The organism is Stenotrophomonas sp. YJH_SMC_135 (assembly GCF_059372355.1).
This window is the reverse complement of the sequence record NZ_JCAFVN010000002.1, coordinates 798,808-816,619: the sequence shown is the minus strand read 5'-3', so window position 1 is coordinate 816,619 and position 17,812 is coordinate 798,808. Positions and strand designations below refer to the sequence as shown.

Genomic DNA, 17,812 nt, shown 5'->3' with positions numbered 1-17,812 from the left:
ATGCCGGAGCGGGTGTGGTCGGCGCGTTGATCCCGATCAGTTCCGTACGGTGGACGGGCTCAGCGGGTGATCGCGCTGCGGATCGCCCGCAGCTGCTGCTTGATCGCCCGCGCCTGTGCAGGATCCATGCGTAGCAGGGCCTTCTGCCCGATCGAGCGTGACTGCAGGGTGGGATCGACGAAGCGATAGCGGCCGCGTTCATCGCGCTGCACCAGCGGCGACTGGGCCAGTTCCGGGGTGTCCAGCAGGTGGTCGATCACCATGACCAGGCGGTCGTTGAAATAACCCTCGGGCCGGCCAAGGTCGGCATAGGCCTGCTGGATCAGCGGATAGAAGCGCTTGTAAGCGGTAGCCGTTGCCGTCGGGTCCAGCGCAGTGAACGCCTGCACGTAGGGCGCATAGCGTGCCGCATTGCTGGCGGCGATGCGTTCGCCGCCTTCGCCCGTATCGACCTGCAGATTGCCCGGCAGCGGCCGCGCGGCCAGCGCGGTCGGCGGCACGCTGGGCTTGTCCAGGTTGTCGACCTGGGTGACCAGGCGCTGGATAAGGTGATCACGCAGCAGCAGGGTCAGCGGCCCCTCGCCCTGGAACAGCTGGCTCAGTGCGCCCCAGCCCGCGGCGTCGCTGTCAGCCAGTTTCGGCAGCGCCGGGTCGGCGGCGGCCTCGGTATCCAGCGGATGCCTGATCGATGGTGGTGCTGGCGCGGGCTCTGCGGCCGCTTGCGGTTGTGCCGGTGCACTGGTACTGGCAGGGGTTGATTGCACCGGCACCGGGACACCGTCGGCCAGGCTCTTCAGCTGATCGCGGAACAACCAGCCGCCCGCGCCACCGATCACCACCACACCCAACACCCAGGGCCAGACCGCCTTTCCACTCTGCATGATGCAGCACCTCGTTTCACACGCATGGAGAAGGTGTGACCCCATCGAGTGCAGCCGGTTCCCTGCCTGTTCCGCTGCCGTTCGGGTTCAGGCACGCGTCGTCCACGCTCACGTCTGCTTTGCGCCACCCGCGCGAGGCTAGGAGTCCTGTCCCGTGGAGACTCTGCCATGCAGTACGCGCTGTACTACTGGACCGGCATCCAGGGCCGTGGCGAGTTCGTGCGCCTGGCGCTGGAAGATGCCGGCGCCGACTACATCGACATGGCGCGGGTGCACGGCGATGCGGTGATGCAGCCGTTTCTGGAGGGTCGCAACGAAGGGGCACAGCCCTTTGCGCCGCCGTTCCTGAAGGCCGGCCGCCAGGTCATCGCGCAGGTCGCGGCGATCCTGGATTTCCTCGGCCCGCCGCTTGACCTGGTGCCGCAGGCGGCCTCGCGGCGGATGCAGGCACTGCAGTTGCAGCTGACCATCGCTGATCTGGTGGCCGAGGTGCATGACACCCACCATCCAATTGCCGCATCGAAGTACTACGAAGAGCAGAAGACCGAAGCCAAGGCACGGGCCGCCTCACTGCGTGGCGAACGGCTGCCGAAGTTCCTCGGCTACTTCGAGCAGGTGCTGGCCGCCAATGGTGGCCGCCACGCACTGCGCGAGCATTCCTATGTTGATCTGTCGCTGTTCCAGCTGCTGAGCGGACTGGACTACATGTTCCCGCGCCGCATGCAGGCACTGGCGCCGACCCTGCCCCTGCTGCGTGCGCTGCAGGAGCGGGTGGCGAAGCGGCCGAACATCGCCGCCTATCTGGCCTCGGAGCGGCGGTTGCCGTTCAACACCAACGGCATCTTCCGCCACTACCCGGAACTGGACGCCGAACGGTAGTGCCGGCCGCTGGCCGGCAGCTGCACGATCCGACCGAAGCCCATGAGGTTGCCGGCCAGCGGCCGGCACTACCGTTGGGTCAGTTGTTTTCACCCAGCGGCTGCACCGGCTGCTTCTGCAGCGAAAGCAACCCCAGCAGCAACGCCAGTGCCACGTAGGCACCAGCGAACTGCCAGCTGATGATGCGCGCCAGCCCGTCCAGATCCCACGGCAGGTAGATGCCGCCACGCGGGTCCACCGAATGGATCAGGCCGAACAGGGTCAGCACCGCCGCCACCAGCAGGAAGCCGCAGGCACGGCGCAGGCGGCCATCGACCATCGCCGCCACCGCCGAAATCCACAGCATCGAGGTGATGATGAAGCCGTTGCCGAGGGTAAAGATCACCGCCAGCTCGGGCAGACCGTGGCCATCCAGTTTGGTCAGCAGCTGCGGCAGCTGGTCCGGCGCGATCCAGCCGGGTGCCTTGATCGCCAGCAGGTAGGCCACTGACGGCAGGAAGCCGAACACCATCGCACCGGTGTGCTGACGCGGCGTGGCCTGGAAGGCCTGGGTGGTGATATCGATGGCCACGTACACGATGATCGGTGCCAGCACCGCCAGCGGCAGCCACTGCACCAGCCCGGAAATGATGCCGAGCATGCCGCCGATGCCGACGAACAGGCCGGTCAGCAGCGTGTAGCCGCTGCGCGCACCCATGTGCTTGTACGCCGGCTGGCCGATGTACGGCGTGGTCTGCGCCACGCCACCGCAGACGCCGGCCACCAGCGTGGCCACCGCTTCCACCAGCAGGATGTCGCGGGTGCGGTAGTCGTCGCCGGCTGCGCGCGCGCTTTCAGACACGTTGATGCCGCCCACCACCATCAGCAGGCCGAACGGCAGCAGCAGCGGCAGGTAGGTCATCGCGGTGGGCAGGCCGTCGAGGAAGCCCAGTGTCGGCAGCGGCAGCACCACCTGCGGCGGCACCCACTCCGGTACATGGAAGCCGGGTGCGCCCAGCCCGGCCAGGCCGAGGCCGTAATACAGCACGGTGCCGAACACGAAGGCCAGCAGCACGCCCGGGCCACGCACCGGCAGCTTGCCCTTGGCGATCAGCACGTACAGCAGCAAACCGAGCGTGGTGAAGCCGACCAGCGGTGAGCGCAGCGTTTCCAGCAGCGGCAGCAGGCCCATCAGCACCAGCGCGATGCCCGCGATGGAACCCAGCAGCGCAGCTCGCGGCAGTGCGCGGGTGACCGCTTCACCGAAGAACGACAGCACGAACTTGAGCACGCCCATGATGACCAGCGCGGCCATGCCCAGCTGCCAGGTGGCGATGCCCGCAGCGTGCGGATCCATGCCCTGCTGCTTGAAGGCGAGGAAGGCCGGGCCGAGCACCAGCAGGGCCATGCCGATGCTGGTGGGGGCATCCAGGCCGAGCGGCATGGCGGTGACATCGTCGCGGCCGGTACGTGCCGCCAGCCGGCGCGCCATCAGGGTGTACAGCAGGTTGCCGACCAGCACGCCAAAGGCGGTGCCGGGGAACATGCGGCCGAACACCACGTCGGCGGGGAACTGGAAGATCCCGACCAGGGCCATGGCGATGAAGCCGAGGATGGAGAGGTTGTCGACGACCAGGCCGAAGAAGCCGTTGAAGTCGCCGGCGACGAACCAGCGACGCGGTACGGCGGAAGCGGGAGCGGACATGGAAGGGGCGGTGGGGGTGGGGAGCGCCGATGGTAGGCCCAGCGGGGCCGGCGCGCCAATTCCGTCGTGGAATGATGGGTTCCAGCCAACGGCGGGGCCCCTCGTGGCTGGGGGGGTCGTCAAAGCAGCTTTATCGGAGTGGGCCGGTCGGGATGGGCTGCGCAGGACACGCCGTAAACCCATCCCTGGGGGCTCGATGGCGCCATCCATGGCGCCAACGGTCCTGCGCAGCCCATCCCGACCGGCCCCTGATAATTCCTTGCGCGTGCCAGCCACGGAAAGGAATCAAAGGATCAAAAGCAAAAGCGGGTCGCTTCGCTCTGAGCCGAGCATGGCTCGGCTCTACACGAACAATTCGATCATTTCCACGCTATCCACGCAGGGCGTGGATCTACCGACAGATCGCAGGAAACTGTCGAAGGTGGGGTGGGTCCGGTTGCGGGGGTGTCCGCGGCATGGATGCCGCGGCCAAGCCCCCAGGGACGGGTTTACGGCGTCCCCCGCAACCGGACCCACCCCGCCATCCCTCAGGAAGGCCGCTTCTGCTCTGGCTCCGGCTCGTAGCGGGTGCAGGGCGCAGCCCTGCATCAAACCCACCCCGTTACTTCTTCAGGAAGTTGTCCACCAGCAGATGCTTCACGTCGTCGAAGCGGCCGTTCAACACTGCCTTGGCCGCGTACAACGCCGTACCGGCCACCTGCTTGGCCTCGATCTGCGGCGGCATCACCAGCTCCGCGCGGCTGGTATGCACGTCCAGCAGCGCCGGGCCGCGCTGGGACAGGAAATCCAGCACCGCCTCTTCCAGATCCTCGCTGCGGGTCACCGTGCGGCCGTGGAAGCCGATGACCTCGGCCAGGCGGCCGAAGTCCGGGTTCTTCAGGTCGGTGTAGTTGTCCAGCAGGCCTTCCACCTTCTGCTCCAGCTCGACGAAGTTCAGCGAGCCATTGTTGAACACCACCACCTTGATCGGCAGGTTCTCCTGCACGGCCGTCAGCAGGTCGCCCAGCAGCATCGCCAGGCCGCCATCGCCGGACAGCGAAATCACCTGCCGGCCGGGGAACGCCTTCTGCAGGCCCAGTGCCTGCGGCATTGCATTGGCCATCGTGCCGTGCAGCAGGCTGGTCAGCGTGCGGCGGCGACCGTTGACGCGGATATGCCGCAGCACCCAGACCATCGGCGAGCCGCCGTCAGCGGTGAACAGCGCATCGTTGCTGGCGTACTTCGACAGCAGCGCGGTCAGATGCTGCGGGTGGATCAGCTCGCCCCCGCCCGGCTGTTCTTCCTGCTCGCGCTTCTTCAGCGCCTTGTCGCGACGTTCGATACATTCGTCCAGGAAACTTCTGTCCTCGCGCGGCGGCAACATCGGCAGCAAGGCATCCAGCGTCGGTGCGATGTCACCGACCACGCCCAGGTTCACCGGGTGGCGGCGGCCGAGATGGCTGCCATCGCGGTCGACCTGGATGATCGTGGCCTTGTCCGGGTAGAACTGGCCCCAGGCGAAGTCGGCGCCGAGCAGCAGCAGCGTGTCGCACTCCATCAGCGTGTGGAAGCCGGATTCGATGCCGAAGATGCCGGTCATGCCCATGTTGTACGGGTTGTCCGGCTCGACGAAATCCTTGGCGCGCGAGGTATGCGCGATGGGCGCCTGCAGGCGCCGGGCCAGCTCCAGCAGCTGCGCGTGCGCGCCCTGGCAACCGGCACCGGCATAGATGCCGATGCGCTTGCCCTGCCCCAGCAGTTCGGTGATGCGCTGCAGCTCGGCATCGGACGGGCGCAGCACCGGCTGGGTGTAGTGAACCGAGAACGGCACATCGTGCTTCACCTCGGCCTGGCTGATGTCGGCCGGCAGGATCACCACCGCCACGCCACGGCGGCTGATCGCGGCCTGGCAGGCCAGGGCCACGACGCGCCGCGCCTGCTCCGGGCTGTGCACCTGCTCGCAGAACACCGAACAACTGGCATACACCGCCTTGAAGTCCACTTCCTGCGGAAATTCCATGCCCAGCTCACTGGTCACCACCTGGCTGGCGATCAGTACCATCGGTGCACGGTTGCGATTGCTCTCGAAGACGCCGTTGATGAAGTGCAGGCCACCGGGACCACAAGAACCCGCACAGGCAGTCAACTCGCCGCTCACCAGCGAATCGGCGCCGGCAGCGAAGGCGGCCACTTCTTCGTGGCGTACATGTACCCAGTCGATTTCACTGCGGTGCAGGGCATCGGTGACGTGATTCAAGGTATCGCCAACGATGCCGTAACAGCGGCGGACGCCCGCCTGCTGCAGGGTATCGACAACGATCTCGGCAACGCGCTTGCTCATCGGATACATCCTCGAGGGGGGAGCATCCGAGGCTAGACCCGAAGAAGTGATGCCTCCGTGGGCAAGGCGCACATCACCTCGATAGGCAAACTACCGGCGGAGATCGAGTCAATCGTTGACGTTGATCCAGCCCTCCACCGCGCCCTGCTTCGGGTTGCGGTAGCGCAGCTTCACCCAGCCATCCTGTTCATCCAGCATCTCCACGCGGTCTCCCTGCACCAGGTAACGCCTGGTGCTGGATGCGCCGGGTCGATCGAACAGGAACAGCCGCGCGGGTACCACGGTGGCCTGCTGGCCACGCAACGGTCCATCCGGCGGTGCACCCAGGCCATCGGCGATGGCACTTTCCAGCACCCGGCCGGCGGCATCATAGGTGCGCCAGACCGCCAGCGGGCCCTGCTCGCCGGTCTGTTCCCACTGCAGCGCGGCGTTCAACGTATCGCCCAGCATCAGCACGCTCTCGGCGCGGTACAGATAGAGCTTCGCGCCTGCAAACCGGTACTGGTCGGTGTACCACATCGGGCCGCTGCGGCAGCTGCTGGTCAGCGTGCGGCTCGGACGGTCGACCGCCAGCCCCATCAGGTCACCGCAACTGTCCTTGCCGTGGGTGTCGGCCTGCAGCGCGCGGAACCCGGCACTGGCCGGATCGAAGCGGTACACCGTCACCGCTTCGTTGACCATGCCCACCGAGGCGCGCGCGACCAGTTCCGGGTAGCCATCGAAATCGACATCTTCGAGCGACCATCGCGAATTGCCGTCGGCATCGGCCGCGCCCTCAAGCGTCTGGCGCTTGCCTGACGGTGACAGCTGCACCGCGATGCTGCCGTCCTGCTGCGGATCGGCATGCGCCTGCACATGCGCGGCCACCTGGAAGCGCAGCGTTTCTCCGTCGTCCCCACCCGCCTGCGCCGTCGGTGCCAGTACGCCTGCCAATGCCAGGCCCAGCAGGCATTCCCTGTAGTTCATCATTGCTCCCTGCAGCACCGCGGCGGCACCTTCAACTCAGAACGATACCTCGACCGGCTGCCGCGACCACAGCACCGACTGATGCCTGGTCTGCTGCTTCCACGCCAGGCGGATCGCCTCGATGTCGGCGCGGCGCTGCGGGGTGTCCTCGTGCAGCACCACCAGCACCTTGGTGCGCAGGCGGTTGGGCGCGGCATCGCCGCGGAACAGCCACTGGCCGTAGGCATCAAACACGGTCAGGCCGTCCGGGAAGCGCGGCGTTACTTCCTTGTCAAGGAAGGCGCGCCACTGCGCGTCGCTGATGGTGTCGGCCTGCGGGCGGTTGCCGGCCCCCTGCTCCTCGCCTACGCCGAAGTACAGCTCGCTGCGCACCCAGCCGTGGCCGGCGGAAGGGCGGGCGGCATCGCCCTTCAGTTCGGCGGTGGTGGCCGTGGCATAGGCGCTGGGCGCCTGCGAAGACAGGCTGGCGCAGCCACTGGTGGCCAGCAGCACGGCGAAGACGAGGCCAAGGTGTTTCATCGGTACAGCTCCGGGGAAGGGGGACAGGGCAAGCCGGCAGCGTACAGCGCCACCGGCCCGGCGTGCTGATGCCAACCGGGCATCAGCTCATGCCGGACCGGCAGGGACTTGCATCGGCACCGGCCATCACGCGAAGATAATATATCGCTTCATCCGGATGGATGTAAGTGAAACTATCTCCCCCCTTCCCCGTCGTCGTTGTTGCTGGAGCCCTCCATGTCCGCCCGCCTGCCCGCGTCGCCGCTCGGCCTCGCCATCGCCCTCGCGCTTTCCTCCGCTGCCATCCCGGCCCTGGCCCAGGACGCCACCAACCTGGACACCGTGATCGTCACCGGCACCCGTGCCGCAGACCGCACCGTGCTCGAATCCACCTCGCCGGTGGATGTGCTCACCGCCGAGGACATCCGCAAGGCCGGCGTGGTCAACGGCGAACTGGGCAGCGCGCTGCAGGCGCTGCTGCCGTCGTTCAACTTCCCGCGCCAATCCAACTCCGGTGGCGCCGACCACGTGCGCGCGGCGCAGTTGCGTGGCCTGTCGCCGGACCAGGTGCTGGTGCTGGTCAACGGCAAGCGCCGCCACCACACCGCACTGGTCAACACCGACAGCAAGATCGGCAAGGGCACCACCCCGGTCGATTTCAATTCGATCCCGGTCAGCGCGATCAAGCGCATCGAAGTGCTGCGCGATGGTGCCGGTGCGCTTTACGGATCGGACGCCGTGGCCGGCGTGATCAACGTGATCCTCGACAACGGCGGCGACGGTGGCGAGATCGAGGCCAGCTACGGTGCCAACCACACCGACCTCAAGCCGATCGGCCGCACCCTCACCGACGGCCAGACCGGCAACGTCAGCGCCAAGGTCGGTACTTCGCTGGGCGAGGACGGCGGCTTCCTGCGCGTCGGCCTGGAATACAAGCACCGCAACGGCACCAACCGCGCTGGCTTTGACCAGATTCCGCCGTGGGACCAGACGCCGGACAACCTGGCGCTGCAGGGCAAGCGCAACTACGTGCTGGGCGATGGCAAGAGCAAGGACATCAACCTGTGGCTGAACACCGAGATTCCGGTAGGCCAGACCTCGACGTTCTACGCGTTCGGCACCTTCAACCAGCGCGATACCGAAGGCGCCAACTACTTCCGCTATCCCGATGGCGATGCCAACTGGAAGCAGGTCTATCCGAACGGCTACCGACCGATCTCCGAAGGCGAGAACCGCGACGTACAGGCCGTGGCCGGCGTGCGCGGGCAGTGGGGCGAATGGAGCTACGACAGCAGCCTGGATTACGGCCAGAACGACTTCACCTACCGCCTGCGTGATTCGCTCAACGCATCGCTGGGCCCGACCAGCCCGACCCGCTTCAAGACCGCCGACTACGAGTACGCGCAGACCGTGGGCAACCTCGATCTGAGCCGCGTGTTCACCCAGAGCGACAGCATCAGCCACACGCTGGGCCTGGGCGTGGAAGCGCGCCATGAGCGCTACCAGACCCGCCCCGGCGACCCGGCCAGCTATGCGGCGGGCCCGTACACCGACCGCCCGACCGGCTCGCAGGCCGGTGGCGGCCTGACCCCACAGGACGCCGCCACCCTGTCGCGCGACGTGGCCAGCGCCTATGCCAGCCTGTCCAGCCAGTTCGGCGAGAAGTTCTCCACCGACCTGGCCGCGCGCTACGAGCACAACGACGACTTTGGCGGCGAACTGACCGGCAAGCTCGGCCTGCGCTACGAATTCACCCCGGCGTTCGCACTGCGCGGTGCCATCTCCAACAATTTCCGCGCTCCGTCGCTGGCGCAGATCGGCTACGAATCCACCTCCACCGGCTACAACGCCGGCGGCCAGCTGGTGCAGGGCCGGCTGCTGTCGGTCAACAATCCGATCGCGCGTGGCCTGGGTGCGCAGAACCTGAAGCCGGAGAAGTCGATCAACACCTCGCTGGGCTTCACCAGCCGCATCGGCGAGCATTTCGACCTGTCGCTGGACTTCTTCCAGATCGATATCGACGACCGCATCGCGCTGTCGGAGAGCATCACCGGCGATGCGCTGACCGATTACGTGGCCGCCAGCTACGGCGTCAGTGGCCTGCAGAGCGCCAGCTTCTTCGTCAATGCCGCCGATACCCGCACCCGTGGCGCCGAGCTGGTAAGCAACTGGCGGCAGTCGCTGGGCGATGGCCAGCTGCTGCTGACCGGCACCTACGCCTACACCAAGACCACGCTGAAGAATGTGCTGGCCACGCCGGCGCAGCTGCGCGCGCTGAACCCGGACTACGTACTGTTCGGCATCGAGGAGACCAACACCCTGACCGATGCCACCCCGCGCACGCGTGGCAGCTTCTCGGCCGCCTGGAGCAACGACCACTGGTCGCTGAGCACCCGCGTGAACCGTTACGGCAGCGCCACCCGGGTGTTCAACTTCGGTGATGGCTATATCCCGCGCCAGACCTACCAGGCCGAATGGCAGCTGGATGCCGAAGTCGAGTACCGCATCACCCCGCAATGGAGCGTGGCGATCGGTGGCCAGAACCTGACCGACAACTACCCGGATCGATCCAACAGCGATATCCACTACTTCGGCAACCTGCCGTACGACGTGCTGTCGCCGATCGGCAGCAACGGCGCGTACTACTACGGCCGCGTCCGCTATACGTTCTGATCGCATTGGGTGGGTGCGGACCGTTGGTCCGCGCTGTTTGGGCTGGATGCAGGCTAACCTGCCGTGCCGACCAACGGTCGGCACCCACCGAAGCTGATCCGCAGCCTGCCCTCGACCCCACGTACACGCCCAGGCTGGCAGGCTGGTCGTCATGGCTGAACCGCTCCCCCTGCGTCCGCCACCGCCATTGCTGGACGACGCCTGTGCGTTGTTCCTCGATGTCGATGGCACCCTCATCGAATTCGCTGCACGACCGGATGCCGTGCAGCTCCTGCCGGATGTGCGCGAAGCCATCGGCCGCATCAGTGACCGCCTGGAAGGCGCCGTGGCACTGGTCAGTGGCCGACCGCTTGAACAGCTGGACCAGCTGTTTGCTCCCCTCCAGCTGCCTGCCGCCGGCCTGCATGGGCACGAACTGCGCGGCGAGGACGGTCGTGTGCTGCGCGACGAGCACGACGACGACACCGCCGAGTGGCTGCACGCGCTGCACCAGCAGGCGATGCGCTTTGCCCACGGCCATCCCGGCGTGCTGGTGGAAGACAAGGGCGTCGGCCTGGCCCTGCATTGGCGCGGTGCGCCGCACGCGGCAAGTGATGTGCGCGCCTTCGCCGATCGCCACGTGCGGGGCCGCGCCAGTTACCGCCTGCAACCCGGCGACCATGTGGTCGAGTTCGTGCCCGTCGGCACCGACAAGGGCCGTGCCGTGCGCCGGATGATGCAGTACCTGCCCTTCCGCGGCCGCCTGCCGGTGTTTCTCGGTGACGACCTCACCGATGAATTCGGCTTCGATGCCGCCAACAGCCAGCATGGCTGGAGCGTGCTGGTGGGTGAACGTGAACCCAGCGCGGCGGTGTTCGCGCTGCCCGACATACGCAGCGTGCACGCCTGGCTGCGTGAGAATGCCTATTGACCCGGCCACCCCCCACGGCCGCAACCGAGATGTACCGCGTGATGACCCAACCCGATCTTGATCTGGGCGTGGTCGGCAACGGCAGCTTCGGCGCCCTGGTCGACAAACGTGCCCGCGTTGTCTGGAGCTGCCTGCCGACCTTCGACGGCGACCCTACCTTCTGTGCGCTGCTGGGCCCCAACCAGCAGACCGGTGGCGACTTCGCCATCGAGCTGGAAGACTTCGCCAGCAGCGAGCAGGAATACCTCACCAACACGGCGATCCTGCGCACGGTGCTCCGCGACGCGCACGGCGGCGAACTGGAAATCCTGGATTTCGCCCCCCGCTGGCGGCAGAACGACCGCTTCTACCGGCCGGTCAGCCTGATCCGCCAGGTGCGTCCGCTGGCCGGCAGCCCGCGCATCACCGTGCGCGCGCGCCCGCTGGCCGACTGGGGCGCACGCGTGCCAGAGTCGACCTGGGGCAGCAACCATGTGCGCTGGATCCTGCCGGAGCACGTGCTGCGGCTGACCACCGATGTGCCGGTGCGCTTCGTGCGCGATGGCCTGCCGTTCGTGCTCAACCATCCCATCCACCTGATCCTGGGCGTGGATGAGTCGCTCAACCGGTCGATCAGCGGCTACGTGCAGGAAGCCTTCCAGCGCACCCGCGACTACTGGCGCGAATGGGTGCGCTACCTGTCCATTCCACTGGAGTGGCAGGACGCGGTCATCCGCAGTGCGATCACGTTGAAGCTGTGCCAGTACGAGGACAGCGGCGCGATCATCGCGGCGATGACCACTTCCATTCCAGAAGCACCCGGCAGCGTGCGCAACTGGGACTACCGCTACTGCTGGCTGCGCGACGCGGCTTTCGTGGTGCGGGCGCTGAACCGTCTCGGCGCAACGCGCACGATGGAACAGTTCCTCGGCTACATCTTCAACCTGGCCACCACCGACGGCACGCTGCAGCCGCTGTATGGCATCGGCTTTGAAGCCAAGCTGGACGAAGACGAAGTGCCCAGCCTGTCCGGTTATCGCGGCATGGGCCCGGTACGCCGCGGCAACCTGGCCTGGGTGCAGCGCCAGCACGATGTCTACGGCAGCGTGGTGTTGGCCTCCACGCAGCTGTTCTTCGACCGCCGCCTGCAGGATCCCGGCGACGCGCACACCTTCGCCCGCCTCGAACCGCTGGGCGAACAGGCCTTCGCCCTGCATGACGTGCCCGATGCTGGCCTGTGGGAGTTCCGTGGCCGCACCGAAGTGCACACCTACACCAGCGCGATGTGCTGGGCCGCCTGCGATCGCCTGTGCAAGATCGCCGTGCGCCTGAAGCGCGATGACCGCGCTCACTACTGGCGCGAGCGCGCCGACACCATCCATGCGCGCATCATGGCCGAGTCCTGGAATGAGGAACTGGGCCACTTCACCGATACCTTCGGCGGCCATCGCCTGGACGCCTCGCTCCTGCTGCTGGCCGACATCGGCTTCATCGATGCGATGGACGCCCGCTTCATCGCCACCGTCGATGCGATCGGCCGCGACCTCAAGCATGGCAATTCGCTGTACCGCTATGTCGCGCCAGATGACTTCGGTGAGCCGGAAACCAGCTTCACCATCTGCACGTTCTGGTACATCGATGCGCTGGCGGCGATCGGGCGCATGGACGAGGCGCGCGAGATGTTCGAGCTGCTGCTGAAGCAGCGCAACCACCTGGGCCTGCTGTCGGAGGATCTGGCCTTCGACAGCGGCGAGGCCTGGGGCAATTTCCCGCAGACCTATTCGCACGTCGGCCTGATCACTGCCGCGATGCGCCTGTCGCGGTCCTGGCAGGAGGCATCGTGAGTCGTCTGGTGGTGGTTTCAAATCGTGTGGCCGTACCCGGCGAGAACCGCGCCGGCGGCCTGGCTGTCGGCCTGCTGGCCGCCCTGAAGGAACGCGGCGGCCTGTGGTTCGGCTGGAGCGGCAAGACGGTAAAGGACGGCAGCGGCACGCTGCACCGGCAGAAAGACGGTGACATCGACTACGTCACCATAGACCTGAGCAAGCGCGAGGTGGACGGTTACTACAACGGCTTTGCCAACCGCACGCTGTGGCCGCTGCTGCACTTCCGCCTGGATCTGGTCGACTACGACCGTGCCACCCGCGAGACCTACCACAAGGTCAACGCACTGTTCGCCGACAAGCTCGCGCCCTTGCTGCGCGAGGATGACATCGTCTGGATCCACGACTATCACCTGATCCCGCTTGGCGCACTGCTGCGCGAGCGTGGCATCGGCTGCCGCATCGGCTTCTTCCTGCACATCCCGATGCCGTCGGCCGACCTGCTGCAGGCGATGCCCGACCACCTGCGGCTGTTCTCCGCGCTCTACGCGTATGACCTGGTGGGCTTCCAGACCCAGCGCGATGCCGATCGCTTCCAGACCTACCTGCGCCTGTTCGGCGGCGGTCGGGTACTCGCCAACGGCGAGCTGGAGGCACCGGGCGGGCGTCGTTTCCGCGCGGCGGCGTTCCCGATCGGCATCGACACCGAGCTGATCGCGCGCCAGGCCGGTACCGCCGCCACCAAGGCCGCCGTAAAGAACCTGCGCGCCAGCCTGCGTGATCGCCAACTGGCGATCGGCGTTGATCGCCTGGATTATTCCAAGGGCCTGCCCGAGCGCTTCCTCGGCTTCGAACGGTACCTTGAGCGCCATCCCGACCAGCGCGGGTCGCTGACCTACCTGCAGATCGCCCCCGTCTCGCGCGGTGATGTCACCGAGTACCGGCAGCTGCGCAGCCAGCTGGAGCAGATCGCCGGCCACATCAACGGTGGCCACGCCGAGCCGGACTGGACACCGCTGCGCTACGTCAACCAGAACTTCACCCATGCCACCCTCACCGGTTTCTACCGTGCAGCGGCGGTGGGGCTGGTCACGCCGCTGCGTGATGGCATGAACCTGGTGGCCAAGGAATACGTGGCCTCGCAGGACCCGGAGGACCCGGGCGTGCTGGTGCTGTCGCTGCTGGCCGGCGCCGCCGATGAACTCAAGCAGGCACTGCTGGTGAACCCGCACGACCTGGATGGCGTTGCCGACGCCATCGCCACCGCGGCGACGATGTCGCTGCGCAAGCGCAAGGAGCGCTGGCACGCCATGATGGAGCACCTGCGCACCTACGACATCAACCACTGGCGGCGCAGCTACCTGGACGCACTGGAAGGCTGAGGAAAAAGGGGACGGAGGGGATTAAGTCGTTTGTGCACAAACGACTTAATCCCCTCCGTCCCCTTTTTTCTTCAATCCAGGAACCGCGCTGCCTGCTCCGGTGCGGGCAGATGACAGGCATCATGCCGCCCGAACCAGCGGTAGCGGTTGCGCGCCAGCGCGCGATACGCGGCATCACGCCAGCCGCGCGGCACCATCCGCAGCACGCCGCTCAGGCGCCATCCACCGCCCAGCCCGGCCAGTACACGCAGGATGGCATCGGTATCGGTCCAGGTGCCCTGCGCGTCCAGCAGCAGGAACGACATCGGGTCCTGCGGGTCCAGCCCGTGCGCGCGCAACATCGCGCTGCCCTGCTGCCCCTGCATCGCTGCAAAACGGTAGCGCCCCTTGCGGTCGAAACGCAGCAGGAAGCGCACCCAGCGGTTGCACAGGGCGCACACGCCGTCGAACACGATCACCGCGCTGCCAGTCCCGGCGGCGCCGTCACTGTGGTTCGAGCCAGCCTTCATAGCGGATCAGGGCTCCCACCCAAGGCAACCTCACATCAACCCGGAAAGTGTAACGCTCGCCGCGCCAGGCTTCACGGCAGCGCACACCGCCGAACCAACGCGTCGGCAGCGGCAGCAGCCCGAACGCCCAGACCCGCCGCACCGACCAGTCGATACCACCCTCGCGGGCCTGCAACGCGAACTCGAAGCGCACCGCGCCCAGCTGCTCGCGCAGAAGCCCTTCGTGCGCCCACAGCCGCGACACCATCGGCCAGCGGTCGAACCGTCGCGCCCACTGCTCGCCCTGCCCGCGTGCACTGAACGCCACTTCGGTGGGCAGCGCGTCGCCGTCCTTCGGCAGCCGCGCCAACGCGGCCAGCAGCGGCACCAGCCAGTGCCGCCCTCGCACGATGCGCGCCTGCCCCACGTAGCGGCAGGGCAACGACGCGGCATGCAGCGCCTGCACCGGCGCTGCCAGGGTGGCGAAGGCCGGCCCCAGCACGCGCGCGAACAGCGGCGTGGTCAGGGCGCGATCCAGGCCAGGGTCGCCATGCGCCCGGTACGACGGTCGCGCCGGTGCGAATACAGGTCAGGATCGGCCATGGTCGACACCGTGCCGCCATACACCTGCGCCGGGTCCATCCCCGCCGCCTGCAACCGCTGCCGCGCCAGCGCGAACAGGTCCACCTTCCAGTGGCCCGGCCGGGTCGCCACGAACGCCGCTTCGGCGGCCGGATCATGGCCGACGAAGGCGTGATAGACCTCCTCGCCGATCTCATAGTCGGACGGCCCGGCGGCCGGGCCCAGCCAGGCCCGCAGCTGCGCCGGCGGCGTCTGCAGGGCGGCCACCGTGGCCTCCAGCATGCCGTCAGCCAGCCCACGCCAGCCGGCATGGGCCGCACCCACCTCGCTGCCATCGGCCGCGGCAAACACCACCGGCAGGCAGTCGGCGGTCAGGATCGCCAGCACCACGCCCGGCACCGAAGTCACCGCGGCGTCGGCCACCGGTTCGCTGGTGCCGGGCACCGGTGGCGCGGTGAAGCGCAGCACGGTGCTGCTGTGCACCTGGCGCAGCCAGTGCGGTGCCGAGGGCAGTGCCAGCCCCTGCTGCAGCAGCTGGCGGTTGTGCTCCACGTTGGCCGGGGTATCACCATCGGCCGCGTGCCGGTTGCCGAGGTTGAACTGCGCGAACGGCGCCGGCGAAATGCCCGCGCCATGCCGGCGCGTGGTCAGCGCATGGACGCCTGCCGGCGCCGGCCAGTCCGCCTGCAGCAACGGCAGCGCGGCGGCCATCACCAGCGATCCCGCTCGCGGGCGGCGAAGGCTTCGCTGTCTTCGCGCAGCACCTTCATCAGGTGCAGCATGTCCTCCGGCACCGGCGCGGTATTGCGCACCGGCTCACCGGTGATCGGATGCATGAACTCCAGGGTCTCGGCGTGCAAGGCTTGGCGCTTGAAGCCGCGCAGCGCGGCCACCAGCTCGTCGCTGGCACCCTTGGGCAGCTTCAGCGCACCGCCGTACAGCGGGTCGCCGATGATCGGATGGCGCACGTGTGCCATGTGCACGCGGATCTGGTGGGTACGGCCGGTTTCCAGGCGGCACTCCAGCGCGGTGTGCGCACGGAAGCGCTCGCGCAGGCGGTAGTGGGTCACCGCTTCCTTGCCGTCTTCGCGCACCGCCATCTTCAGCCGGTCGCGCGGGTGGCGGTCGATCGGGGCATCGGCGGTACCGCCTGCCACCAGCGCGCCCATCACGATGGCCAGGTACTGGCGGTGCACGTCACGGGCCGCCAGTTGCTCGACCAATGCAGTCTGCGCTTCCAGGGTCTTGGCCACCACCATCACGCCGCTGGTGTCCTTGTCCAGGCGGTGCACGATGCCCGCGCGCGGCAGCACCGCCACCGAGGGGTCGCGGAACAGCAGCGCGTTGACCAGGGTGCCGCTGTGGTTGCCGGCGCCGGGGTGGACCACCAGGCCGACCGGCTTGTTGATCACCAGCACATGCTCGTCCTCGAACAGCACGTCCAGCGGGATGTCCTCCGGCTGGGCGTCGGTCTGGGTTTCCAGCACCACGTGGAGGGTCACCACCTCGCCGCCGCGCAGCGGATCGCGCGGGCGCACCTGGGCGCCGTCCAGCAGGACGTCACCGGACTTGATCCACTCGGTCAGGCGCGAACGCGAATATTCGGGGAACAGTTCGGCCACGACGGCATCGAAACGACGGCCGGCGGCGGTGTCGGGGACGATGGCCTGGCGGGCCGATTCAGAGGGTTGTTCAGACATGGCAGGGGGCATTCTTTGAAATTTTGGGGTCCCGGCGGCCGGTTTCAGTCGCTGGACAGGACACTAGGCTATCATCGACCCTTCGTATTCCAGCCGCGTCCCGCCTCGACCCCATGATCCGACGCTCCGCCATGCTCTCCGCGCCCGTCCGCCTCACCGCCCTGCTGCTGGTGCTGGTCATCGCCGCAACCGGCTGCCACCGCGGCGCCAAGAAGGGTGATCGCCCCGACGAAGGCGTGCCGGTCGAACAGCTGTACGAGAAAAGCCACAAGCTGATGCAGGGCGGCAACTGGAGCGGCGCCGAAGCCAGCTTCCGCCGCCTGGTGGCCCAGTATCCGTACGGCCCGTACACCGAGCAGGCGATGATCGAAACCGCCTACGCCCAGTACAAGGCCGGCAAGCACGATGACGCGGTGTCCAGCATCGACCGCTTCATCCGGACCTACCCGACCCACCGCAACATTGCGTATCTGTACTACCTGCGCGGCCTGGCCAACTCCAACCGCAGTACGGTTTTCCTGCGCCGCGTATGGTCGCTGGATGCCAGCCGCCGCGACCTGTCCACGCCGCACCAGGCGTACTCGGACTTCAACATCGTGGTTGATCGTTACCCGAACAGCCGCTACGCCGCCGATGCGCGCCAGCGCATGCTGGAGCTGCGTGACGTGTTCGCCCAGCACGAGCTGGACAACGCCCTGTACTACATGCGCCGCGGCGCCTGGGTCTCGGCCGTGGGCCGCGCCAACTACCTGCTGGAAACCTACCCGCAGAGCGCCTTCCAGTACGACGCCGTGGCCGTGCTGGCCGATTCCTACACCCACCTGGGCAACAAGACCCTGGCCGACGACGCCCGTCGCGTCCTGCAGCTGAACCAGCCGGATCACCCGTGGCTGGAAGGCAAGTGGCCGAAGTACCCGTGGATGATCCGCAAGCTGAACCCGTTCGCCGGCGAGAAGTCCGCCAGCACCGGCCAGCGCAACGCGCGACTGGAAAAGAAATAAGAGAGGGCCCCGAAAGGGGCCTTTTCTTTGTCGGTAGATCCACGCC

The 17,812-nt window shown here is 67.4% G+C and carries 15 protein-coding genes; 6 read left to right on the top strand and 9 right to left on the bottom strand.

Annotated elements, in window-relative coordinates; all coding sequences use genetic code 11:
• Positions 1–59: 59 nt before the first annotated feature.
• Positions 60–881, bottom strand: coding sequence for a DUF3014 domain-containing protein (locus tag AC5P98_RS10225; RefSeq protein ID WP_049404997.1), 822 nt, complete (start codon positions 879–881; stop codon positions 60–62).
• A gap of 168 nt (positions 882–1,049) precedes the next feature.
• On the opposite strand from AC5P98_RS10225, the gene AC5P98_RS10220 reads away from it, so the two are divergent.
• A complete protein-coding gene (locus AC5P98_RS10220; protein WP_049404998.1) occupies positions 1,050–1,760 on the top strand; it encodes a glutathione S-transferase in 711 nt (236 codons plus the stop codon).
• Positions 1,761–1,839: 79 nt separating this feature from the next.
• On the opposite strand, the gene AC5P98_RS10215 is transcribed toward AC5P98_RS10220, so the two are convergent.
• The 4 genes from AC5P98_RS10215 to AC5P98_RS10200 form a co-directional block, all read right to left on the bottom strand.
• Positions 1,840–3,444, bottom strand: a complete 1,605-nt coding sequence (locus AC5P98_RS10215) for a SulP family inorganic anion transporter (RefSeq protein WP_495229995.1) — start codon at positions 3,442–3,444, stop codon at positions 1,840–1,842.
• 601 nt (positions 3,445–4,045) lie between these two features.
• The gene (locus tag AC5P98_RS10210; protein WP_495229994.1) at positions 4,046–5,764 is read right to left on the bottom strand and encodes a thiamine pyrophosphate-dependent enzyme; all 1,719 of its coding nucleotides are present in this window, start codon (positions 5,762–5,764) and stop codon (positions 4,046–4,048) included.
• Positions 5,765–5,872: 108 nt separating this feature from the next.
• Positions 5,873–6,730: an SH3 domain-containing protein gene (locus AC5P98_RS10205; RefSeq protein ID WP_049405002.1), complete on the bottom strand. Its 858-nt coding sequence runs from the start codon at positions 6,728–6,730 to the stop codon at positions 5,873–5,875.
• 36 nt (positions 6,731–6,766) lie between these two features.
• Complete coding sequence (locus AC5P98_RS10200) at positions 6,767–7,249, bottom strand: DUF3574 domain-containing protein (RefSeq protein WP_032957546.1); 483 nt, start codon at positions 7,247–7,249, stop codon at positions 6,767–6,769.
• 216 nt (positions 7,250–7,465) lie between these two features.
• Between AC5P98_RS10200 and AC5P98_RS10195 the strand changes: the two genes are divergently transcribed.
• The 4 genes from AC5P98_RS10195 (at position 7,466) to otsA (ending at position 13,995) form a co-directional block, all read left to right on the top strand.
• A complete protein-coding gene (locus AC5P98_RS10195) occupies positions 7,466–9,901 on the top strand; it encodes a TonB-dependent receptor plug domain-containing protein (RefSeq protein WP_049419420.1) in 2,436 nt (811 codons plus the stop codon).
• A gap of 151 nt (positions 9,902–10,052) precedes the next feature.
• Positions 10,053–10,811, top strand: coding sequence for a trehalose-phosphatase (gene otsB / locus AC5P98_RS10190; RefSeq protein WP_014648189.1), 759 nt, complete (start codon positions 10,053–10,055; stop codon positions 10,809–10,811).
• A gap of 41 nt (positions 10,812–10,852) precedes the next feature.
• The gene (locus tag AC5P98_RS10185; protein ID WP_032960733.1) at positions 10,853–12,634 is read left to right on the top strand and encodes a glycoside hydrolase family 15 protein; all 1,782 of its coding nucleotides are present in this window, start codon (positions 10,853–10,855) and stop codon (positions 12,632–12,634) included.
• A complete protein-coding gene (gene otsA, locus AC5P98_RS10180; protein WP_049406708.1) occupies positions 12,631–13,995 on the top strand; it encodes an alpha,alpha-trehalose-phosphate synthase (UDP-forming) in 1,365 nt (454 codons plus the stop codon). Before AC5P98_RS10185 ends, otsA begins: the two co-directional genes overlap by 4 nt.
• A 71-nt stretch (positions 13,996–14,066) precedes the next feature.
• On the opposite strand, the gene AC5P98_RS10175 is transcribed toward otsA, so the two are convergent.
• Genes AC5P98_RS10175 through rluD form a run of 4 tightly spaced genes read right to left on the bottom strand, consistent with a single transcriptional unit; the run spans position 14,067 to position 16,765 of the window.
• Positions 14,067–14,504, bottom strand: coding sequence for a thiol-disulfide oxidoreductase DCC family protein (locus AC5P98_RS10175; protein ID WP_049405680.1), 438 nt, complete (start codon positions 14,502–14,504; stop codon positions 14,067–14,069).
• The gene (locus AC5P98_RS10170) at positions 14,479–14,985 is read right to left on the bottom strand and encodes a DUF4166 domain-containing protein (protein ID WP_049405678.1); all 507 of its coding nucleotides are present in this window, start codon (positions 14,983–14,985) and stop codon (positions 14,479–14,481) included. Before AC5P98_RS10170 ends, AC5P98_RS10175 begins: the two co-directional genes overlap by 26 nt.
• Positions 14,986–15,005: 20 nt before the next feature.
• Positions 15,006–15,776: a peptidoglycan editing factor PgeF gene (gene pgeF, locus AC5P98_RS10165; protein WP_049405676.1), complete on the bottom strand. Its 771-nt coding sequence runs from the start codon at positions 15,774–15,776 to the stop codon at positions 15,006–15,008.
• Positions 15,776–16,765, bottom strand: a complete 990-nt coding sequence (gene rluD, locus AC5P98_RS10160) for a 23S rRNA pseudouridine(1911/1915/1917) synthase RluD (protein ID WP_014038257.1) — start codon at positions 16,763–16,765, stop codon at positions 15,776–15,778. The genes pgeF and rluD overlap by 1 nt, the downstream gene beginning before the upstream one ends.
• A gap of 113 nt (positions 16,766–16,878) precedes the next feature.
• Between rluD and AC5P98_RS10155 the strand changes: the two genes are divergently transcribed.
• Positions 16,879–17,766: an outer membrane protein assembly factor BamD gene (locus tag AC5P98_RS10155; RefSeq protein WP_032960726.1), complete on the top strand. Its 888-nt coding sequence runs from the start codon at positions 16,879–16,881 to the stop codon at positions 17,764–17,766.
• Positions 17,767–17,812: the final 46 nt, after the last annotated feature.